The organism is Paenibacillus sp. Aloe-11 (assembly GCF_000245715.1).
Taxonomy (GTDB): Bacteria; Bacillota; Bacilli; order Paenibacillales; family Paenibacillaceae; genus Paenibacillus; species Paenibacillus kribbensis.
The window spans coordinates 265-22606 of sequence record NZ_JH601054.1 but is presented as its reverse complement, the minus strand read 5'-3'; the positions used below and the strand labels follow the sequence as shown (position 1 = coordinate 22606).

Genomic DNA, 22342 nt, shown 5'->3' with positions numbered 1-22342 from the left:
GTCTTGCGAAGCTCAGCCATAGCCGTACGGTAGCCGATTTCAGCCTCTGCGATGGTGCGGCGCTTTTGTGACATTATTTTGCGAAATTGTAGATCCAGACCATCATAGTCTGTCTGTGCTTTATCCAGCGTTTGCTCTGCCTGCTCCAATTCACTGCTCGATACTGCCCCGGCATCATGTAAAAACTTTTGATCTTCATACGCCTTCCGCGCCAGCTCCAACTGCTTTTGGGAAGTCTTCTTCTGACTTTCGGCTTCTTCCAGCTCAAATGATTCCTGCGCTGTATCGACAGCCATTTTGGCCCGAAGTACGTTTGTCTTCTGTATTTCAATATCCTCCGCCTTCGGCCCTTTTTCCAATTCAGCCAGCTTGGATTTGGATATTTCCAAATTATCAGATGCACTTTGAATCTGCATTTTTATTTCAGAGCTGTCCAGATGCGCCAGTACCTGTCCTTTTTTTACCTTGTCCCCGGCCTTCACGTGTACCGCCGCCAGCTTGTTTTCACCTGCGCTCGTGAAGTTCAGCTTCACTTCCTTGGACGCTTGCACCGTGCCGGACGTATCCAGCTTCTCGCTTACATCCCCGCGCTCCACCTTAAGTGTCTCGTCCTGAACCAGTGGTGCAGCCTGCTCCTTGGGCAGATTCATGTATACTGCTGCTCCGCCCCCACCTACAACCAGCAGAACAATTGCAGTCCATATCCACTTTTTTCTCCGTTTTCTCCGTAACTTGATTAAAGCATCGTTTATAACCGTTTCTGCCAAAGCCTTTTCCTCCCTATGTGCTCCATGGCTTGTTCAACGTGTACTCATTCTGATTCAACTCAATCGCCAGTTCTTCCATTTGCCGCTCAATTTGGTCCACCTTCAACTGGCTGTTTTTGAGCTCCAGCTCAATAATCAAGCCTCTGGCCCACTTTTTGCGTGACAGTTCCAATCCCTCTTTGGCCGTAATCAGACTTTCTTCCAGTTGTACGTATTTTTTTTGATTGTCCTTGAACGTGGCATAGAGATTGCGAAGCGATTCGGCAAAATCCTTTTGTCCCTTGTCCAGCTCCTCCTTGGCGGTATCGACATCCAGCTTGGCCAGATCATAAGCGCCTGCACCGCTGTTAAAGTCGAAATATCTTACATTGAGCTCCGAAGTCTTGATGTTGTCTTCCAGCTTCCACAAGTTTGGATTCATATCCATCAGCTGTTGTATATGTACTTCAATATCCAGCTTCTTCGGTTCCTTGTATATAGGACGATCTACCAATTCGTAGACTGACCCGTTCGGCTGTCCCATGAGGAAATTTAGAGCATCCCGTGCTTTCTGGAGCGCAGTTTTGCTCTGCTCTACGGTCTGTTGCGCCTGGCTTCTGGCCTGTACGCTCTCGTTTTTCGCATACTCGGACAGCTTCCCGCGGGCAAACTTGGCAAGTGCAATCTTTTCCTCCGCCTGTGCAATTTCAAGCGCTTCCAGATCATTTTTCACCTGATTCTCTGCTACAAATACGCTTTGATAGGTTTTCATCGCATTAAAATAAAGCTGGTCTTTGGCGTACAGGGCCTGCTTTTTGCTGGCTAAATAAGATAACGTAGAAGAATTATAATTTCTCCAGGATACTTCATCGCCAACATATTCACCGTCTATCAAATCAAGATAGGCATTTCCCAAGTCCTTTTCCGCATTCTTAAACTCAATTCTGCGACGCTCCACATCGCGCTCTGTGGAACGGGTGTTGTAGTTGTTGGTCTGTGCCCATTCCACTGCCTGCTTAAGCGTTAATGCAGGCAAAGCCTGACCCGTTGTGGATGCTGTCTTTGAGGTCACTGCAGATGAAACACCTGACGTATTCGATGCTGTACTTGTTGCTGTATCTCCAGGTGCACTGTCGGCTTGTACGGTCGAAACCAGACCTGCTGATAATGACAATACAAGCAGCGTGGCAGCCGCTTTTTGCTTCATTAATGAATTTCTCCCCTTTCCGTGCATGATTCGCATCATTCAATTGCATTCGACATAAATTTCCACATCTATCCGCAATCTATTGTACTTTCCGGTTTATGTGGGTACAAGGTGTAAAAACAATACATTTTTGTAACCTTTACTTTCATGCCACTCGTCCCCAAAGCTCTTCATGTCTATGAGAAATATCAGAATCAGTCTGTTTTTACCTGAACTTTACCTAATTTTCAGCTAATCTTAAGGAAAACAACAGAATCTATTAAGGTTGGGGACATATACTAGAGAAAGAATAACAGCCGCTCACTAGGAGGGTTAATAGATGATAAAAGAATCTCGCATGACAACTGCTAACGAACCGTCTGATTTGTGGATGACCCGTTTTTTACGTGAATCGGAACAGCAAAAGATGCAACTGATCCGGGAAGCGCGAAAAAATAACGATATACCGCTGATGAACAGCATTTCCTTTCATCTTGCCCAACGGAATCAGCAGCACCTAATTGGATAAGCCGTTAGGCGAATTTAAAGCTATATATGAACGGGCATCCTCATCTGCCTGCATGATGTGTGCTAGATTAAAAAGAACCGGGACAAATCAATAGTTTGATTTGTCCCGGTTCTTTTGTGATGATCCAATCTGTGCTGTTCCTCGCCTACTCTTCGATCTCCGCTTGCGGATCATAAAGATATTGATCCAGCGGGATGCGTCCGTTTGCATTAAAACATATGCCCTCTTCCTCCAAATACAGACGCTGCAGCGATGCTGATCCATCCTCCTGCAAAGCAATCTCGCCCAAGCGGTTGACTACTCTATGCCAGGGAAGCCGGTGTTTCTGGCTTAGTGAATGCAAAATGCGTACCACCTGTCTGGCCCCTCTCGGGCTTCCAGCTTCTGCTGCAATTTGCCCATAGGTCATTACTTTCCCCTCAGGAATCAGCAATATAATTTGAAGCACACGGGCAGTGAAAGGCTGCATATTCTGATCCTCCTGCATTACTATTGCTTTTTCTATGATTATATCACCCCCGTTATCCCAAATGTAAACTCAGAATCCGTTCAGACCCTGTCTTTTTAAATCCTGCGCCACCAAACGTGCCAGCTCCCTTGCACCTGCAAAGTTCGGATGAAGAGAGTCACCATTCATATACAGGGCGAGCGTAGCTTCTTTGCCAATAGAAGTGAAATAAGCTGAGCTAAGTACGTTCAGATCAACCAAAGGCGTTTGTTCCTCTTGAGCCAGTGCCAAAATAGCACTTCTATACCATCTATGCTCAGCGTTGTGTACATTGCTAGCATTAAAGTCCGTGGCTCGGCCTTGCGGTGTTGACAGGATGACTGTCGCCCCCTTCGCCTTAACCTGACGGATCATATCCCGCATCCAGTCCTTAAACTCCGCTTCGCTTTCATTATGCTTGGGATTGGTATCATTAATGCCTAGCTGGAGAATGAAATAATCCCCCGGTTTAATATATTTGACAATGGCCTCCAACTGTCCGTCCTGATGGAAGCCCCTAGCAATTTGACCGCCGGACGCCATGTTGCGAATCTGAAAAGTATTGGGGTTCACAAACTTTGGCAGCAGTTGTCCCCACCCGGCCTGTACACTGCTATCCAGCGGATAGTAGTTACATACAGTAGAATCTCCACCGATATAAATCGTTCGATTGGTAACCGGGTCGCTAGACAATGGCCTGATTTCCAATGCACTGAGTGTAAAGGCTGCGCCCTCTTTGCCTTCAGTAACCAGCAGGTTCAGCTGTCCATCTGTCACTGGAATTTGGAAACGATCCTTGGCTCCATTTCCTGTCATATTAATGACCTGATACACGCCCTCAGCGGCAATACTCGAACGGGAGGTATTTCCTAACGTAACCGACACCTCATACAGTCCGGGAGGAAGATCAACATCAAAGGTATTCTCACTTTTTGTTCCGGTAGCCAGAAACTGTACCGCATCACTAGCCACTCCAGCCCCAGAGGCACTGACATTGCGCATGTTCTCGGGGGTACGGAAGCCATAGCCGCGTGCCTTGTTGTAGGACAGCGAAGCACTCACTCCGGTATAGCCCGCTTCGACCGTGCCTCCCCCAAAATCAAACTTATACTCGCCTGCGGCTGCATACGCGGGGGCAGCTATGCCCAAACCCGGTGCACCACATAAAAAAGCAGCTAAAAGCATACCTGTCAAACCCTTTTTCCACTTCAATCTTCATTCCTCCTCCAAAATTTAAATTGTACGTAAGGAACATTTCAAATCTTCTTTGTAAGCGTATACACAAAATTTTAGTACACAGATACTGACCTGTACCTATTTGATTTCTATGCAAAAGAAAAGCAGCTTATTCGTTAAGCTGCAACTTGTACTCGTCGGTCTGCATAGGACATCAAGGTTATACAATTTCTTAACAAATGTTAAGAAGTTGATAAGCGTTTCTTAAGCCTTATCCTTTCGGATTGTTAAGAACTTTATTTTTTAATAGAAAGAGTTCAACAAGATACAGTTCACGGCCGAAAGGAAATGAAGCTTATGAAACCTACGAACAAGGAAAAAATTCCCGAATTGCAATTAGTCAGAGCCATGGCGATTTTAGCCGTTATTATGGTCCACGCCACTTCCTATGCAACGGTTCAACTTACAGATTCCAGCCTTTATGTTGTATATAATGCGCTCAATGTGCTGATGAAGTATGGTACACCTGTATTTATCGCGCTAAGCAGCATGGTGCTGTTCTACAACTATAAGGATCGTCCGATGAGACGACAGCTATTAATCCGCTTTTATAAGCAGAGATTGCTGTACATTCTCTTGCCTTACTTTATGTTCTCTCTGTTTTATTTTGTCCTTTCTCTCATGGCTGGCAGCTCCGAACCGTGGAATATAGCCGCGCTTGCGGAAAGCTTTGCTGTGAAGCTGGCGACAGGTAAAGCGTATACGCATTTATACTATATTTTTATCATGATGCAATTCTATCTTGCATTTCCACTCGTGCTGTGGATGTTCCAGCGTTATCGGCATGTTCCACAATGGTCTATCGTTATGGGTCTGCTGGTACAGTGGTCATTTGTAATTGGCAACAAATTTCTATTTCAGGTTCAAAACAAAGGCAGCTGGGCACTGTCTTATATGGCCTGCTATATGCTGGGTGCTGCTCTTGGCTACTACTATCCGCAGCTCCGAACATGGTTCCTGATGCGCAAGGGGGAACGAAGCTTTGCCGGGGTACTGTCATGGATCGGAATTTGGGCCGGATGGTTGATTTCAGCTACTGTGCATGTCTATATGTGGTACGAAAGCAGAATGTACGGAACTTCCTACAATTCGCTGGTTTTTGAGCTTATGTACAATATGTACAGCCTGTCCAGTACGCTGGTATTGCTGCAAGTTTCCTTTTCAATGTATAGACGGCAACATTCCTTTGTCATTCGCAAGCTGGAACGTCTGGGCACCCTGTCCTTTGGCGTGTATCTGATTCATCCGTTCTTCCTGCTGCTGTATCGGCAGTTTTCGCCACACATCGGTTCACCGCAGCTCATTCATGTGTGGTACGCCGGAGGCTTTTTCTTTGCGCTTCTTTGCTCCTGGCTCGTCGTGTCGGTCATTGCCCGCTTCCTGCCATTTGCATGGATTTTGTTCGGTCAGCTGCCGGGAATACAAAAAAGCCCATTCAAACAGGCAGACTGTATCTCTTCACCCGAAAGGAGGCTGTCCAAAAGCTGATGACGCGAGACAAACGGTCAACTTTGATATCAGTTTATTTGTAAGAATATAGATACCGCATTTGTGGTAATGTAATGCTATTTCTCTAATTAATTTGTCATGCTTGCTTTGAGAAAGAGTATTCTTTCGACAATTAGCTCACCCCCTTTTAAGGAGTGAGCTAATTGTCGGATTTTTATTCTATTGCTCTACAAGATCATTTTTATTTATCTCCGTGTAATTTTGTCAGCAATAACTCAATCATGCGCTCGATCTTTTTAATGTTCAAATTTCTTTGTCCATATAAATAAATAAATTCTTGTACGCGATCCCAAGTCTTTAGTTCATTTATTTCTTCAATCTCCTGAGTCAGACCTTCAACATAAACAGGTAGCTCCCTACTTTTGAACTCCTCAATCAAGTTCTCTAAATCAGCATAATCCATACTCCAGTTAAAGTAACTCTCTATAAAATACTTTAAATTTTCATAATTCACTTCTTGGTTCATATATTATTCTCCTCTTTTATTTAAAAACAGGATAACCCGTAATAATTCTAAATCCGGTAGGCATAGAGGAATCTTTTACTAAATACAGTTGGGACTTCGATAAGTCATTTGTTACATGCTTTGAAGATGAGTTCCCTCCATTCTTTACGTCTACGCCTCGTCCAATAGAAAACTCGTGATCAGCTTTTGTTATGAGATATCCTCTAGAATTAGGGTTTTCTATCCATTCTGCAATCTTATCAGCGTTTCTTCTGATATTCTCTTGCGTTGATTTGAGAGCTATACTTTTATCAGAAAACGTTGTAGAAGGGACTCCTTCTTGGGAGGCACGTTTTATTAATTCTTCATTTGTCTTGCCAACGTGCTTTTGAAGTAAATGCCCACCATTAGATTCAATTTCATCTAATATATTATTATTTACGTTTTTACGTATATCATTAGCTTTATTTTTTAATATTTCGGTCTTAGAAATCCCTTCTCCTTTCGCCATTTGCCACAATTCTGCTGAGCTTTTCCCTATTCCACCCGCACCTTTAACTGCGGTTGTGCCTCCATGTGCCGCTAAAGCCGCTGAGCCAATCAATCCAGGTATTCCGATTATACTACCAACTCCCGTGGATGAAACAGCAACTGATAATCCTTCTCCACCTGTTCCAGCGATTACCTCACCAGCACCCTGCAATGTTGTAGCTACGTGACCAAGAATTTCACCTACTTTAGCTGCTATGGGATGTTCATAGTTCCGCTCTTTATCAGGCAACATTCCCAAGGTCAAATCTTCCTGAATGGCTCCTTTTGCTCCTTGAGCAGCATCCCATAAAATTTCTCCTTGAAGCTTAATAGCTTCCATCTGGGCTTCTGCCTTGGTGATCTCAGCATGTCCAATTTGTTCAAAAATTTTATGTAGCCAGCCTTCATCGCTGGATGCCGTTTTCATAGGTATACCATTTCCCGGTACATCTAATACGACCTTTTCTCCGTCCACCTGTGTGAAGTTTTTTGAAATAAAAATGAGTTCCTGTGCTACTGTTGATAGTCGTTCAAGCGTCATGCCCATGGATTGTCGAGAAACCTGAAATTCCTGAAAAAATCTCTCACGGGTAGCTCCAGACCAACCTTGTTGCACAAAATCTATTCGCCCACTCAAAAAGTTCAGCATACGTTCCATTTCATGTTTGCCTTGCAAGAACTGATCAGCCACTTCCATCAATTTGTCAGGTGGAACCAATATTCTCCCCATTCTACCACGCCCACTTTAATTTTGATGGAAATAATCTTATCAGAAGGGGTGATTTAGGGAAATCCACCTGTTATCCTGTTATTTCCTTTAATTGATATGACATTTGAACTGAAATAAAACAGAGAAGACTACGACTAAAGTAGTGTATATCGCTGTTAGATGATGCCTAGCCTAAGTTAGGATGTAGCAGTGATCGCTTTCAAATCTTGATCCTCAACCATATCCTGTAACTCAGGGATAAGTAAGCTGCCTTTGTCTCAGGTGAGCATACTCCTGATAAGACTCATACAGCCATACACATTTAATTACATACGATTTATTATTGGTTAATGTAAATTTTGCCAAACAACTTAACAAAAAAGTAAAGCCATCAGAAAATCTTCCTTTGGTCAAATAATAATATGATAATTCCTTAGAGAAGTGTATATAACTATACAAAAAAGCTCGCTCCCATTTTATAGTTGAGGAGTGAGCTTTCATGTGAATCAAAGTCCAGTCATCTTATTTGCCTTTTAATAATTCACATCTTTTGGATACTCAATATTAATAGGTTTTTTTGTTCCATTAACATAAGTGTATCCAGCGTTTTCCGATTGTCTATCTTGGTAAGTATTTCCAATATAATAATCATATCTAACAATAGTTGTATTATACTGATCGTAGTTGATAGCTGCATATAAGACTCTCCTTAACTATATATGCAATATTTGCATCAACTGTTGCTGTAATTGAAACTGTTCCACTTACTGTAAGGCTAGAACTACGTGTTGCAGTTCGCCCTTTAGCCACGCTAATAATAAGTGTTTGTTTTTGAATTGGCCCCACAGAATATCCAGTAATTTTGTTACTACCAAGTGAATATTCTGACTTAACATAAACGCGACGATCTCCAGCCTGAGGTGTGATCACAGAATTTTTCTGAACGAGCTTGGGATCAACAAATTCAACGCGCGCATTTGGATTACCTTGTGTTTCAAATCTGGTAATTGCAGATGTTGGAACATCCTGAATATTCGGCTCTGCAATTTCTACGGTTGTGTTTTGAATAGTTAATGCACTATATACTGCACAAAAATTCCATGCTATCCTTTTTGCAGCAAGAAAAGCAGAAAAAAATGATATAGTATGGATACAATTACTAAGGAGTGTGACAAATGAATAAAGATTCCAAAATAATCGTATCCTCAATAATACTTGGTGCTTCTTTTATATTGGGAAGCTGTATTAACGCGTATTTTAATTCGAACGAAAAAATTCTTAGCCCTCAGATTTCACAAACTTCTTCAAGCGATAATATTTTAAACAAAGAAGAAGCAGCAGCATATCTAAAGATTCCTGTGACACAACTAGACAATATTATAAAAAGAGATACTGAACAAAAAAAGAAACTATCGGTTTATGACACTTATCAATTTATCCCTTACGCTGACCTAAATGGTCAAATAGTATTTTCAAAAGATAACTTAAATAAATGGTTAGATTTCATCACACAAAAAAAATAATGTACTTTTCCATATTTTAAAAAGATGCACTAGGTAACCTAACATTCATCTCGCAGTTGCCAATTTGTACTTTACTATTTCACTTTTATTCACCACTCAAACGCCTGTTCCTATTTGACATACCATTTCCTAATATATACTAATTACTTATATAAATATAAAATGCACTCCCAAAACTTTATTGGCTAAACCTGTTGGTTCTTCTCCAATAACTGTTTTGGGAGTGCATTCTTTTAACGAACTTTAATTTGATTTGCGTTTAGGCTCCTCCATGTGTTGCAAAGATTTGAACTCCCCCATTATGACCGTCCAGATAAATAGGTACGGTTATAAAAAACAAAAAGCTACTCGCAACGATCAACATTACCACTTTTTTCAACATTGTTTAACCACACCTTTTCAATGAGATTGTAAAACTCTGCTTTGGTTTCAGGAACCGCATGGGCTTTGAAACGCACAAACAACCCCATACAATTTATAAAATATGTCTCATTATTTAGTATATGCGCTTTTACCATTGCACAAAACAACTGATTAAAACCATCGCTGTACATCTCTTGATTTAAATAATAATAAGCCAATTCATATCCACACAATGCCGAGTAGTCTGGTATCACTTGCTGGGTATACATGTCAGAAGATGATGGTCGCTGAGAGAAAGACGCAATCTCAGTTTCAAATTGTTTAAGTATATCATTTACATCAAGTTTATAACGGTTAGCTGCTGTCATAATGTTAAGTAGTTGAGTGACCCTATCTTCTTGAATTGTATCAGATGATACATCAATATAGTTTAGATATTCATGTAGCACACTTACATCTCCAGATAAAAGCCTATATGCAAGTATATTAGCTTGTGACCAGTGTTTAAACAAACCGATCCAGTGTTGGGCATCCTCATCGGTCTCTCTAACCCAATCTAAATTGGAGTAGGCATATGTATAATGTAATGCCTGCTCATAATCACCCTGCTCTTCACATGCATTGGCACACAGTAAATCAGCATAGGTGATGTACACAAACATGGGACGACTCAGCTTCTTAGCAGCCTCATTGAGCTCTCGGCTGTTATGTTGGTGTTTCAAAGTATATTGGATTTTCGCTTTATCTCTCATTTTTCTTGCCATTTCATCAACCTTGTCCCATTTACGCAAAGACCTGTACACGTTAGCCAAATCTTTCAATGCGTCAAGCTGCTCTACTTCATCCAGGCGCTCTACAAATGATTCAAATATCGAAGCTGCCCTGAGATTTTGATTTTGATCGTCTCCAATCTGAATCGTGAATATACGATATTGGCAGATGGCCAAACGTTCGGAGTGCTGATATTTCTCCGCTTCTGCAACCCCCTCATAGAGCAACGATGCAGCATGATGTCGACCTTGTGCTAATAGCGCTTCTGCTATGTCAAATAGTTTAGGTGAGTAGAGTAGATTGTCCATGATTTGTCCAACGATTCGACGGATCGCATCCAGCTTGTCCAGCTCTGCACAACGATATAGCAACCGCTCAATCCGTCTCATATTCGGGGGAAAGTCGATAATGTAGTTTTCTATAAATAAATCGTAAAAGTAGCCTTCCGCTAAACCCATAGCCTCAGTAATTCGGTCAAGCTGGTTAACAGACATAGACTTATTTCCTGTCACAATACTACTTATTATTCCCCGATTAATGCCTGCAATATGCCCAAATTGCGTTAGGCTCAAACCCTGTTGTTTTAAGTATCTATCTAATTCTGCTCGTATCGTAGGTGTGATTTGCATGGATAAACCACCCTTCCATCATAAAATCATTATATGATGCAAACTTAAATAAATAATGAAGTTGAGAAATAAGCAGTAAAATATCTTTTCTTGCTCATAATTGTACCATTTTTTAGAATAAAATCGTATACCTTTCAGATATTTACTTAAGATACCTTTTGGATAGTTTATTATGATTTTATGATTAAAGGTATTTTCATCTGGCACTATGTATATAGTTTTATTGTGGAAATCAGATTTAAACTCTATAGTCTATTGATTTCAAATACCGCTGATACCTGCAAATACCCGTAAGTGGGTCACTTTTTTCAAAGTTGCCCATCTTACGGATCACAGTTCAGAGTGAGCTAAATGTCGCATTTTTATTTATCTCCGTGTAATTTTGTCAGTAATAACTCAACCATGTGCTCGATCTTTTTTATGTTCAAATTTCTTTGTCCATATAAATAAACAAATTCTTGGACGAGATCCCAAGTCTTTAGTTCATTTATTTCTTCAATCTCCTGAGTCAGACCTTTAACATAAGCAGGTAGCTCCCTATTTTTGAACTCCTCAATCAAGTTCTCTAAATCAGCATAATCCATACTCCAGTTAAATTTACCACGCCCACTTTAATTTCGATGGAAATAAGATTACCAAAAGAGGTAATTTAGGGATATATACCCTTTATTTCCTTTAATTGATATGACATTTGAACTGGCGTAAAACAGAGATGAATACGACTAAAGTATTGTATATCGCTGTTAGATGATACCTAGCCTAAGTTAGGATATACAGTCGTAGCTTTGAAATTTTGTTCCTTAATAAAACAAAAAAAGTATCACAGCTTTTAGAAAGTTACATAAAACCTGCGATACTTGATTTGATATATTTAAGGAAGTCACAAAGAACTTCTCTAGCTCATTTGCTATGGCTCTAATATGTTATTTTCAGAGAGTTATTACTGCTGTCTAATTCAATTCCTGTACCTAATCCCCTAGCAAAAACCTGAGCAGGAACATATGTAACTCCCTTTATTACTTTAGGTGCTGCGCTCACTGTTTCAGACGATCCATTGTAGAACACTATTTTGCTTCCAATGGTAAGTGTCATTTTGCTTTTTCCTTTAGTTACGCCAATTGTTCCGTTATCATTATCATAAGTCAGGATCGCACCCAAGCCTTCAGCAATCTCACGAAGGGGAACCAAGTTTGTATTCTGATAAATCAATGGCTCACTACTAAAATTTAATTTATTTCCGTTCACATATACCCTTAATCCAGATTCTTTATAAGCTGGTTTAGCTACTTTTGGTTTAGTTACTTTAGGTTTAGTCACGCTTTTTTTATAAGTAGATTTTCTTGAATTTGAAGAAGAACTGCTTGAAGAAGAACTACCGCCATTGTGATAATGGTATTCACCATCTTGGAGTCCCCACTTAGCACAGTTCGTACGGCAATAATGTCCACCATTTGAGTCAGTTCTACCTGGATGTGCAGTTGCCGTAGCACTGGTTAGAATTAATGCTAAGGCGAATGAACTAGCTAATACCTTCTTTTTCATTTTTCTAGCATCCCCTTTTTGGTATGTTATACCTAATATACTAGCACCGTAGACTAGAAATAAGGGATAATTTTGTTTTGCATTTAAACAAATCCAAAAAATTGGTTAAGACTATACTTGTTTACTCCCTATGAATCGTGATAATTATGTAGTTATATGCTAAGAACAGAAAGGGTCACAGCCATGCATAACGGAACTATTTTATTAGTCGATGATGAACGCGAAATCATTAAGCTAATGCAAATTTATTTGGAAAACGAAGGATATCGGCTGCTCACGGCACAGGACGGTCTGGAAGCGCTGGAGCAGGTTAGCCGGGAAACGATAGATGTGATGGTGCTTGATGTGATGATGCCCAACATGGACGGGATCGAAGCCTGCATGAAAATCAGGGAAACCGAGCATTTTCCGATCATCATGCTATCTGCGAAGGGACAAGACATGGACAAAATTACGGGGCTTAGCGTTGGAGCGGATGATTATGTCACCAAGCCGTTCAGTCCGCTGGAGCTGGTGGCACGCATCAAATCCCAGCTTCGCAGGGTACGGAAATATACCCACCCTTCCCCTGTGCAGGAGCATGAAATGATACTGGATGAGCTATCCATTAACTCGGCTACACATGAGGTTGCTCTCGCCGGAGAGCCAATTAAGCTGACACCTCGTGAATTCGCCATTGTTGAGCTTATGGCTCGAAACCGGGGTCAAGTGCTGAGCATGGAGCAGATCTATGAGAAAGTCTGGAAGGAGCAATATCTGGAATCGAACAACACGCTGATGGTTCATGTACGTAAAATTCGCGAGAAAATTGAGACTGATCCGAGAAAGCCCAAATACCTGAAAACGGTGTGGGGTATCGGCTATAAAATGGAAAAATTCGATTAATGGAGGACTTGCATCTTGAAGGCAAAACGATACGATACGCTGGGCTGGAAGCTGGCAGCCCTTAGCCTTGCGGCATTCACTTTAACCGGACTGATTTTGATGGTGTTTTATTACGGAGCGTCATTGCTGTTATGGCTGAATCCCTCCCGTTCATTTTTTGGCACTCGTCTGATCCGCTGGACCGTAAATCACATTGGTTCCTCACTGATCATGCTGGTGAGCGGGCTGCCTTTATATATTTATTTCTTTTTTCTTTTCACCAAAAATACGATTGGCTATCTACGTGAGATTACGACAGGGATGCAAAAGTTCGCGGACGGAAATCTGTCCTATTCGATTCCGGTGTCTTCAGCGGATGAGCTGGCAACCTTGGCAAAAAATATGAATACCATGGCAGACAAGCTCCGTCTCTCTCTAGAGGAGGAACGGGCTTCTGCCAAAGCCAAAAACGATCTGATCACTGGCGTATCCCACGATCTTCGCACACCGCTTACATCCGTGATCGGCTTTCTGGAGTATATTGAAACCGACCGCTACCGAGACGAAATTGAGCTGCGCTACTATGTGAACATTGCTTATGAAAAATCACTGACGCTCAAAAAGCTGATCGACGACTTGTTTGAATATACGCGCGTAAGCGGTGGCAGTCTGCCACTGGAGCTGGAGCCTGTAGACCTCGGCAAATTGCTCACTCAGCTTGCTGAGGAATTTGTGCCGTCGCTGGAACAGGCGGATATGTCTTACCGGGTAAGGATCGTCGAGCCTGTCCGAATTTTGGCCGATACGGACGAGCTGGTGCGCCTGTATGAAAATTTATTTTCTAACGCCATTCGCTACGGAAAGGATGGCAAGCGTCTCGATATCACCATAGGACGTGAAGGCGACGAGGCTGTTGTGATCTGCACCAATTACGGTCCTCCCATCCCAGCAGAAGATATCCCCCACTTGTTTGAACGGTTTTACCGGGTGGACAAATCACGCTCCAAGGCAACCGGAGGCACCGGGCTGGGGCTTGCCATTACCAAAAGCATTACCGAGCTGCACGATGGCCGCATTTCGGTTAGAAGCAATCGCAGACAAACGGATTTTGAAACCCGTTTTCCACTCCATTATGCTCGTTAACCAGCATACAATAGCCCTAGCCGATCAATAGCGTTCGTACCAGATTCGGCCCGCTTCCATTCTACTCCTGCAGATAAAAAAACAAACCCGCCATAGATCGTATCTTTGGCCGGTTCGTTCCTGACTTTTATGGAATTAAGGATTATATCCCTTTATTTTTGCGATTCAAACAATACTTTCCCGTTGGATTCAATAATCTTTTGATACCAGTAGAAACTATTCTTTTTTCTTCTTTCCAGCGTACCCGAACCATCGTTGTTTTTGTCCACATAGATAAAGCCGTACCTTTTTTTCATTTCCCCCGTTCCCGCGCTGACAATGTCGATTGGACCCCACCAGGTATAGCCGAGTACTTCGCAGCCATCCTCAATAGCTTCATGCAACTGGATCAGATGCTTGTTCAGATAATCCACTCGCTCGGGGTCATGAATTGAACCGTCTTCCAGAATTTCATCATGACTGCCGTAGCCGTTCTCTACAACAAACAGAGGCTTCTGATATCGGTCATACATTTCATTACATACATAGCGGAAGCCTTTCGGGTCAATCGGCCATCCCCATGGCGTTTTTTCCAAATAGGGATTGTCGAGTCCCATAATTCCCCCTGTATTGCCCAAGATGGGCATCCCTGCTTTATGCGTCGTGCTTCGATAATAGCTAAATCCCAGATAATCAGCCGTGTGCTCCCGCAGTAATTGTTCATCACCAGGCTCCATATGAACCTTGATGTTATGTTCTTTCCAGATCCGTTTGGCATAGCTTGGATAATAGCCTCTAAGAAGCACATCGGAATAAAACAAGGATCTTCTTCTTAGCTCATAGGCGTCAAACACATCGTCCGGATTGCAGGTATTCGGATAGATCGGACTCAGGGATAACATAGCGCCCATCATCGCGCCCGGGATCATTTCATGACACAGCTTGGTAGCCAGAGCGCTGGCAACGAAAACATGATGACTGGCCTGATATATCGTAGGCAGCTTGTGCTCATCGTCTTGAACGACAATGCCTCCCGCCGCCAAAGGAATCGTGTGAAAATGGTTAATTTCGTTGAAATTCATCCAATATTTCACTTTGTTTTTATAACGTTTGAAGACAACTTCCGCATATTTTGTATAGAACCCGATCAGCTTCCGATTTTTCCAGCCTTCGTATTTGCGGATCAGATTCAAGGGCAGCTCAAAGTGAGAAATGGTGATGACCGGCTCAATTCCATACTTCAGCAGTTCATCAAACAAATCATCGTAAAATTGCAGTCCTTTTTCATTCGGCTCGGCATCGTCCCCATTCGGGAAGATTCGGGACCATGCAATGGAGGTCCGAAAGCATTTCATGCCCATCTCGGCAAACAGGGCGATATCTTCTTTGTAACGATGGTAAAAATCAATCGCTTCATGGCTGGCATAATACTTGTTCTCATCAATCGTATCATCAAACGTTCCGCCTACAATGCCTCCCCGGAAGGCGTCGCTGATCGCTGGCCCTTTACCGTCCTCATTCCATGCCCCTTCGGCCTGATTCGCCGCTATAGCACCGCCCCATAAAAAATTCTCAGGAAAACTTTTGTCTATATGTTCTGTCATAACTCATTTCCTCCCTTATTTAATGTATTGTGAGCACAACACTTTGCAAATCTACTGATTTTTGCTGTGTCTGGGTAACCTTTTGGTAAGCAGTGCTGTTGGTAACGATGATCGGAGTGGTCAGGTCATAACCGGCTGCCTGGATTTTCGGAATATCAAATTCAAGCAGCAAATCGCCTCGTTCAATCCGTTGCCCTTGTTCTACATGCTTTGTGAAATAGTCGCCTTTCAGCTTCACCGTATCCAGTCCCACATGAATTAACAACTCCAGTTGGTTATCGGAGGTGATGGCTACCGCATGGCCGGTTCGGAATACGAGCGAGACAACGCCGGACACTGGTGAATATACCTTTCCTTCGCTCGGCAGAATGGCAATACCTTGGCCCATCGCTTCCGTAGAGAATGCCGGATCATTCACTTGACTCAGCGGAACAATTTCGCCATTTATCGGTGCATAGACCTCTTCGCGGACCACGGTTTGTCCTGGTTCTGGCTGTAGGGCGGACACAGATTTATCTGATACCGTCTTTCCTGTCTCCGCATCCGTTGCCCCGTTACCTTCATTAAAACCAAGAATATACGTTAATACGGTCGTAACCACGAATGAAACGATGATACTGATCAAATAAAAAGCGATGGTATTTGTAAAGAACGCCGGAATCGTTGTTATGGCCGGGAACACATAAGCAAGCACGGTCGCCTGGAAATGACCGGCGATGGCCCCTCCGACCATTCCTCCGATGACAGCGGCAATCATCGGTCTTTTCAGTTTCACAGACAGGCCATAAACGATAGGCTCCGTAATACCGGCGAACAGTGAAGGGAAAATAGATGACAATGCGTAAGCTTTTAGCTTTTTGTCCTTGGCTTTCAGAAAGACCCCAAGAGCGACACCGGATTGGGCGAAGGTCGCGGAAGCCATCATAGGCCGGATCGTATCAAACCCTTTGAGCGAAAGATTGTTGATCATCGCTGGTGCAATCCCCCAGTGTAAACCAAACATCACCAGGAAGGTCCAACCGCCTCCCAGGATAGCCCCGGTCAAGAGGCCGCTTTGCGTACTCAAAAATTCAATGCCATCAGCAATACCTTTACCGGTATACACTCCCAGCGGACCAATTACAATGGCAGTAAGCGGAACCATAATTAATAAGGAGACGAGCGGGACCATAAATAGTTCAATGCTTTTCGGAACCACCCGCTTCAGGAATCGTTCCAGGTATGAATACAGCCAAATGGCTAAAATCGCAGGAATAATGGATGTCGAATAACTCATCAGGACAACAGGAATGTGGATAAAGGAAGCAATATCCCCTGTGTTCTCCATCAGCTTGGTAAAGTTAGGCTCCAGCAGAGCGGCCATAATGGCAGCAGATACGATAGGCTGGGTCTTGAACGTTCTCGAAGCTGAAAACGCCAACATCAGTGGCAGGAAGAAAAATACACCATTGCCTGCGGCAGCAAGGATAGCATAGGTACTGGAGGTACTGTCCAGCCACTCTAACTGCGTAAGAATAACCAGGATGGCTTTCAGCATTCCTGCACCAGCCAAAGCAGGTACAATCGGCTGGAAAATAGAGCTCATGACGGTAAAGGCACGACTGATGAAATTACCTTCCTTGGCATCAGCCTCTTTGTTGTCGTTGCCGCTTTTGACCTGAAGGTTAAAGTTCTTCGCAATCGTATCATAAACCTCGCTCACATGATTGCCGATCACCACCTGGTACTGCCCTCCGCTTTCGATCACGGAAATGACTCCGTCGGAATTTTCCAAAGCCTGTTTGTTGGCTTTTTGCTTGTCCTTGAGTGTAAATCGCAGACGGGTCATACAATGGTACAGGTCACGGATATTTTCTTCTCCGCCTACATTCGTTACAATGAATTTCGCTAATTCATCATGCTTGCTCATAAAGTCTGCCTCCAATGCTCTCTGGTTGATATAAAAAAACCTGAGTAACCTCTGATACCAAAATGCATTTTAGTATCGAGATCACTCAGGTAATGCCCACGAATGGTAACACCCTGTTAGTTTTCTGTTCGGTTGACCAATCTGGAAATGTGGATCATCAGATACATCATTTCATCATTGGTTAATTTCTGCTCAAACTGCTTATTCACATAAACCCCTATTTTTTGTACGCATCTGTGCTCTTCCGGAAATTTAATTTTCAGGTCTTCGAACAAATTCATATACTGTGGATCTGCCGATTCGTGGGCAAAAAGCCGCTGGGCAAAAAATTTAAGATGCGTTACAAATCGGTTGTAATTCCATGAATCTTCATCAAACTCGACATTAAAGTGGTATTTTACAATATCCATAATATCCTTAATGACTTTTGACGTTTTTAGCGTCAGGTCAAGCTTCTGGTTATCCAGACGGGCGTTGACGAAATGCAGGGCAATAAACCCGGCTTCATTTTCATCGAACGTGATATTGATCTTGTTGCGAATCATCTCCAGCGCATGCTTCCCGATCGCGAATTCCTCGCGATAAAACCGCTTGATTTCCCATAGAAACCGGTTTTCAATCGGGGTCCCCCGTTCATGCCGTGCGATGGCAAATGAAATATGGTCAATCAAGGCCAGGTATATATAATCACTGATGTCACCGGCCAATCTCGGTCTGGCATACTTCACGATTTCATCTGCAATTTCAATACACTCCATCTTTGCATCTTTCAGCAAATCCACCAGCTTGGAGGATAAATCCTGAGTTTTGACGACAAACAGCTTGGTAATTTTCCGCTCATCGATGGTATCTCCCGGCTTCAGGTTGAATGCAATTCCATTCCCTGTCGCAATGACCTCTTGGGCGTCCTCTTCCTCTGCTAATACGACATTGTTGTTAAGCGCTTTCTTCAAAATCATGCGACCACCTGCTTTTATTTACTGGAAGGCCATTTTTTAAAGAGACTCTGTTAAAAAATGTGCATACACTAAAAAACCTGAACAGAATACCGCTTAATAGACGTTATCGCCCATTTACCGGAACTCCATTCAGGTTATGCCTAAAATAGTAACACCCTGAAAATTATGAAATTCATTTTGTAATCGTTTTCTTGGCTTCATTATAATAGAGTTTCTTTTTTTCTGTCAACCCTTTATTAAAAAAAGCCTTCCAGCCGCTTACTGCGCCTTTGGAGCCCCTGAACGGTTCACAATCCAGATGCCTGCCAGTACTAAAAAAATGCCAAGCAAGGTAGCCGCTTTGAGTTCCTCGTGAAGAAAGATCCAGCCGGATACAACACCGACGATGGGAACCAGCAGAAGCGTAACAGAAGCTTTGCTTGCTTCCATTCTGGTGAGAATATGGGTCCACAGCAGGAATGCAAGAGCGGACGCCACAATGCCGGAAAATAAAATATAAAAGATCGACGCAGTGCTAAAGTGCGGCTCCCAGCGTTCAAACAACAGGGAATATAGCAACAATCCGAGCGCACCGAACGCCATCTGCCAGGTCGTGAACTGGGTTTTATCGCAATGCTGGAGCTTGAGCTTGATAATCAGGTTCGAAAGTGCCCAAGCGATTGCTGAGCTCATCCCAAGCAGCATAGCCCACAAATTGCCGCCCAAATGAATGTTCATAGCAAATAATAGCCCTGTGATCCCTGTAGCAATGCCAATCGTTTTGCGTGTATTCAGCCGCTCACCCGGAATCATAAAATGAGCCATAATGGATAAAAACAGCGGCATGCTGTACGTAAGCACAGAGGTTAAGCCGGCATTAATGTAGTTCAGGGATATCTGAATCGCAATATTAAAATAGGTCGTCTGGAGAATCCCGCAGAGTATAACCCATTTCATCGTGTGTCTGTCAGGATTTGGAACCCGTTTCCAAATGAGAATCCCGAACAGGAACAGCGTGCCTGTGAGGAACCGGAAAGCCGCAAATTGGACGGGTTCAAAGGCTCCGTTGCCCCATTTCATGATGACAAAATTAAAACCCCAGATCAGGCATAAGAGCAGGCTCAAGCCTTTCATACATCATACGCCTCCGTTTAGAGCACTTCTCCGCCCGACTCAATCACTTTTTTATACCAGTCAAAGCTTTTTTTCTTGTAGCGGTTCAATGTTCCGTTGCCCAGATCATCCTGATCGACGTAGACGAAGCCGTATCTCTTGGATGCCTGTGAGGTCGAAGCACTGATCATGTCGATTGGACCCCAGGCGGTATAGCCGAACAGATCCACTCCATCCTCAATCGCTTCCCTCATTTGCTCGATATGTTTTTTCAGATAGTCGATACGGTAATCATCGTTAATTGTGCCGTCGGGGTTCATTTGATCTGTCGCACCCACGCCGTTTTCCGCAATGAACAGTGGCTTCTGGTAGCGGTCATACAGGTAATTCAGCGCATAACGCAATCCCTTGGGATCAATCTGCCAGCCCCATTCAGACTGCTCCAGGTAGGGATTTTTCACGCCGCCAATCAGATTTCCGCTTGCTTTGGCATGCTGGTCGGCAGTGGCGCTGGCATTGTTGGACATATAGTAGCTCAGGGATATGAAGTCTACGAGGTTATCGCGCAAGATTTCATCGTCGCCAGGTTCTTTATGCAGGACAACGCCCTTTTCCTTGAACATGCGTTCGGTATAGGACGGATAATACCCCCTGGCTTGTACATCGCTGAAAAAGAACGACACTCTCTCTTCCTTTTGGCATTCAAGCACATCATCCGGATTGCAGGTATTCGGATAAAGCAGCAGATAGCTGATCATACTCCCAATTTGGGAGTTTGGTATAATCTCATGGCAAGCTTTGACGGCCAGCGCACTGGCTATAAACTGGTGATGGGCGGATTGATACTTGTCCTGCTCCAGGTTCGGATGATTCTCCTCAATGATTCCGGCGCTGACAAACGGATGGTGTTTGACACAGTTCATTTCGTTAAACGTAATCCAGTATTTCACTTTATCCTTGTAACGGGTAAATACAGTCTCGGCAAAACGGACGAAAAATTCAATCAGTTTTCGGTTTTTCCAGCCACCGTACTCGGTCACAAGATACAAGGGCATATCGTAATGGGTAAGTGAGATGACGGGTTCAATGCCTTGGGCCAGCAGGGCATCAAATACCTTGTCATAGAATTGCAGCCCCTTCTCATTGGGCTCTGTCTCGTCGCCATTCGGGAAAATACGTGTCCAGGATATAGAAGTACGGAAGCATTTAAAACCCATCTCGGCCATCAGATTTATATCTTCTTCATAACGGTGATAGAAATCATTGCCCCGGCGTTTAGGATAATTTTTGGTGCTGTTAGGGTCCAATGCTTCCTTGACCTGCGCATGGGTCATCATATGCCACTGATCGAGCCAGTGCTTTTTGTCGAGTGTCGGATCAAAGGTAAATACATCAGAGATGGAGAGCCCTCTCCCATCCACGTTGTAAGCACCTTCAATCTGCATGGCAGCCGCTGCCCCGCCCCACAGAAAGTCTTTGGGAAATCCTTTTGCCTGTTCCATGTCGCATTCCTCCAAGTAGGTTATAATTTGTGAAGAAGTATGACGGAATCCGTGTGCCTCCAATGCATTCCGGATTGCTGCATACGCTTTATGTTTTCATGCTACAATCTGGGATGCATTCCAGGTCAAGAACAAAATTATTGGAGTTGAATTTCATGCACAATATAAAAAGAATTGCGGAAGTTGCGGGGGTATCGACAAGTACCGTGTCTCGGGTGCTCAATCATCATCCTTATGTCAGTGAAGCAACGCGGACGAGGGTAATGGAAGTCATTCAGGAATTGGATTATATTCCGAATATTAATGCGGTGCAGTTGAAAGTAGGCCGTACCAAGGTGATCGGGATCATGACCCCAACGATTAACAATTATTACATGCAAATTATCAAGGGAGTATCCAATGCGGGTAAAGAGCAGGATTATCAGGTCCTGATCTACCAGACGGAGGAAAATCGGGATTTGGAAAGCGCGGCGTTAGAGCTTTTGAGGCAGAAAAAAGTGGACGGGATTGTCATTTTACGGCGCATGCTGGATTGGTCTGCTGTGAGGCATTATACCAAATATGGGCCGATTGTGACCTGCGAGCCATTAAAAAATAAACAAATTTCATCCATTTACCTCGACCATTATGAAGGATTTCGGATCGGATTGGAACATTTGGTCGAGTTGGGATTTGAAAAAATCGCCTGCACCATAGGCAGAAAAAACAGCGTCAACAGCCAAAGAAGACTCCAGGCCTATTATGACCTGCTTGCAGCAAGGAAGCTGCCAGTGAATGAGGAATGGTTGCTCAGCGGCATCCATACGGTGCAGGACGGAATGCGGGCGTTCGCCAAGCTGGAGTCGTTAAAGGAACGCCCGCAGGCCATCATGACCACCAACGATCTTGTGGCATGCGGTATAATCTCAGCCGCCCGCAGTAAGGGCTGGAATGTTCCTGGGGATTTGGCGGTGGTCGGTTTTGAGGCTGACGAAAGTCAGGTAGCCGACGCCATGGGACTGACCAATATTACGAACCCGTTGCAGCAAATCGGACAGGAAATGTTCTGTACGCTGCATCGACAGTTGAACGGTCAGCCTCTGGA

The 22342-nt window shown here is 43.4% G+C and carries 20 protein-coding genes and 1 pseudogene; 6 read left to right on the top strand and 15 right to left on the bottom strand.

Going from position 1 to position 22342, the window contains the following annotated elements:
• Positions 1 to 767 (bottom strand): annotated as a pseudogene (locus tag WG8_RS28360) (biotin/lipoyl-binding protein); the annotation flags it as partial.
• A gap of 13 nt (positions 768 to 780) precedes the next feature.
• Positions 781 to 1953: a TolC family protein gene (locus WG8_RS11465; RefSeq protein WP_007430341.1), complete on the bottom strand. Its 1173-nt coding sequence runs from the start codon at positions 1951 to 1953 to the stop codon at positions 781 to 783.
• Positions 1954 to 2272: 319 nt separating this feature from the next.
• On the opposite strand from WG8_RS11465, the gene WG8_RS11460 reads away from it, so the two are divergent.
• Positions 2273 to 2461, top strand: coding sequence for a hypothetical protein (locus WG8_RS11460; protein ID WP_007430340.1), 189 nt, complete (start codon positions 2273 to 2275; stop codon positions 2459 to 2461).
• A gap of 145 nt (positions 2462 to 2606) precedes the next feature.
• Here the strand turns inward: WG8_RS11460 and WG8_RS11455 are convergent, their stop codons facing one another.
• Positions 2607 to 2930: an MGMT family protein gene (locus WG8_RS11455; RefSeq protein ID WP_007430339.1), complete on the bottom strand. Its 324-nt coding sequence runs from the start codon at positions 2928 to 2930 to the stop codon at positions 2607 to 2609.
• A gap of 69 nt (positions 2931 to 2999) precedes the next feature.
• On the bottom strand, positions 3000 to 4160 hold the full coding sequence (locus WG8_RS11450) for a rhamnogalacturonan acetylesterase (RefSeq protein ID WP_007430338.1): 1161 nt from the start codon (positions 4158 to 4160) through the stop codon (positions 3000 to 3002).
• A gap of 321 nt (positions 4161 to 4481) precedes the next feature.
• Between WG8_RS11450 and WG8_RS11445 the strand changes: the two genes are divergently transcribed.
• Positions 4482 to 5672, top strand: a complete 1191-nt coding sequence (locus WG8_RS11445) for an acyltransferase (RefSeq protein WP_007430337.1) — start codon at positions 4482 to 4484, stop codon at positions 5670 to 5672.
• Positions 5673 to 5874: 202 nt separating this feature from the next.
• Here WG8_RS11445 and WG8_RS11440 read toward each other — a convergent pair whose 3' ends face one another.
• The 3 genes from WG8_RS11440 to WG8_RS27095 all read right to left on the bottom strand — a co-directional run bounded on the left by WG8_RS11440 (position 5875) and on the right by WG8_RS27095 (position 8587).
• Positions 5875 to 6159, bottom strand: a complete 285-nt coding sequence (locus WG8_RS11440; protein ID WP_007430336.1) for a contact-dependent growth inhibition system immunity protein — start codon at positions 6157 to 6159, stop codon at positions 5875 to 5877.
• 16 nt (positions 6160 to 6175) lie between these two features.
• Positions 6176 to 7399 (bottom strand): WXG100 family type VII secretion target, encoded by a 1224-nt coding sequence (locus WG8_RS11435; RefSeq protein WP_007430335.1) that lies wholly within the window; start codon positions 7397 to 7399, stop codon positions 6176 to 6178.
• Between the two features lie 648 nt (positions 7400 to 8047).
• Positions 8048 to 8587: a hypothetical protein gene (locus WG8_RS27095; RefSeq protein ID WP_157136319.1), complete on the bottom strand. Its 540-nt coding sequence runs from the start codon at positions 8585 to 8587 to the stop codon at positions 8048 to 8050.
• Here WG8_RS27095 and WG8_RS11430 point away from each other — a divergent pair.
• On the top strand, positions 8554 to 8901 hold the full coding sequence (locus WG8_RS11430; protein ID WP_043890985.1) for a hypothetical protein: 348 nt from the start codon (positions 8554 to 8556) through the stop codon (positions 8899 to 8901). The genes WG8_RS27095 and WG8_RS11430 overlap by 34 nt on opposite strands.
• A 344-nt stretch (positions 8902 to 9245) precedes the next feature.
• Here the strand turns inward: WG8_RS11430 and WG8_RS11425 are convergent, their stop codons facing one another.
• The 3 genes from WG8_RS11425 to WG8_RS11415 form a co-directional block, all read right to left on the bottom strand.
• Positions 9246 to 10664 (bottom strand): helix-turn-helix domain-containing protein, encoded by a 1419-nt coding sequence (locus WG8_RS11425; RefSeq protein ID WP_043890984.1) that lies wholly within the window; start codon positions 10662 to 10664, stop codon positions 9246 to 9248.
• Positions 10665 to 11026: 362 nt separating this feature from the next.
• Positions 11027 to 11248 (bottom strand): hypothetical protein, encoded by a 222-nt coding sequence (locus WG8_RS28350; RefSeq protein ID WP_232289086.1) that lies wholly within the window; start codon positions 11246 to 11248, stop codon positions 11027 to 11029.
• A gap of 331 nt (positions 11249 to 11579) precedes the next feature.
• Positions 11580 to 12206 (bottom strand): copper amine oxidase N-terminal domain-containing protein, encoded by a 627-nt coding sequence (locus tag WG8_RS11415; RefSeq protein ID WP_043890983.1) that lies wholly within the window; start codon positions 12204 to 12206, stop codon positions 11580 to 11582.
• Positions 12207 to 12389: 183 nt separating this feature from the next.
• On the opposite strand from WG8_RS11415, the gene WG8_RS11410 reads away from it, so the two are divergent.
• Both WG8_RS11410 and WG8_RS11405 read left to right on the top strand, forming a co-directional pair.
• A complete protein-coding gene (locus WG8_RS11410) occupies positions 12390 to 13091 on the top strand; it encodes a response regulator transcription factor (RefSeq protein ID WP_007430333.1) in 702 nt (233 codons plus the stop codon).
• Between the two features lie 15 nt (positions 13092 to 13106).
• Positions 13107 to 14213 (top strand): sensor histidine kinase, encoded by a 1107-nt coding sequence (locus WG8_RS11405; protein ID WP_007430332.1) that lies wholly within the window; start codon positions 13107 to 13109, stop codon positions 14211 to 14213.
• Positions 14214 to 14365: 152 nt separating this feature from the next.
• Here the strand turns inward: WG8_RS11405 and WG8_RS11400 are convergent, their stop codons facing one another.
• The 5 genes from WG8_RS11400 to WG8_RS11380 form a co-directional block, all read right to left on the bottom strand.
• Positions 14366 to 15796 (bottom strand): glycoside hydrolase family 1 protein, encoded by a 1431-nt coding sequence (locus WG8_RS11400; protein ID WP_007430331.1) that lies wholly within the window; start codon positions 15794 to 15796, stop codon positions 14366 to 14368.
• Between the two features lie 19 nt (positions 15797 to 15815).
• Positions 15816 to 17705 carry a beta-glucoside-specific PTS transporter subunit IIABC gene (locus tag WG8_RS11395; protein WP_007430330.1) on the bottom strand — a complete coding sequence of 630 codons (1890 nt, stop codon included), beginning with the start codon at positions 17703 to 17705 and terminating at the stop codon, positions 15816 to 15818.
• A 116-nt stretch (positions 17706 to 17821) separates the two neighbouring features.
• Positions 17822 to 18664 carry a BglG family transcription antiterminator LicT gene (gene licT / locus WG8_RS11390; protein WP_043890982.1) on the bottom strand — a complete coding sequence of 281 codons (843 nt, stop codon included), beginning with the start codon at positions 18662 to 18664 and terminating at the stop codon, positions 17822 to 17824.
• Positions 18665 to 18922: 258 nt separating this feature from the next.
• A complete protein-coding gene (locus tag WG8_RS11385; protein WP_007430328.1) occupies positions 18923 to 19777 on the bottom strand; it encodes a DMT family transporter in 855 nt (284 codons plus the stop codon).
• A gap of 17 nt (positions 19778 to 19794) precedes the next feature.
• Positions 19795 to 21258: a glycoside hydrolase family 1 protein gene (locus WG8_RS11380; protein ID WP_007430327.1), complete on the bottom strand. Its 1464-nt coding sequence runs from the start codon at positions 21256 to 21258 to the stop codon at positions 19795 to 19797.
• A 155-nt stretch (positions 21259 to 21413) separates the two neighbouring features.
• Between WG8_RS11380 and WG8_RS11375 the strand changes: the two genes are divergently transcribed.
• A partial coding sequence (locus WG8_RS11375; RefSeq protein ID WP_007430326.1) for a LacI family DNA-binding transcriptional regulator occupies positions 21414 to 22342 on the top strand: 929 nt, incomplete at its 3' end.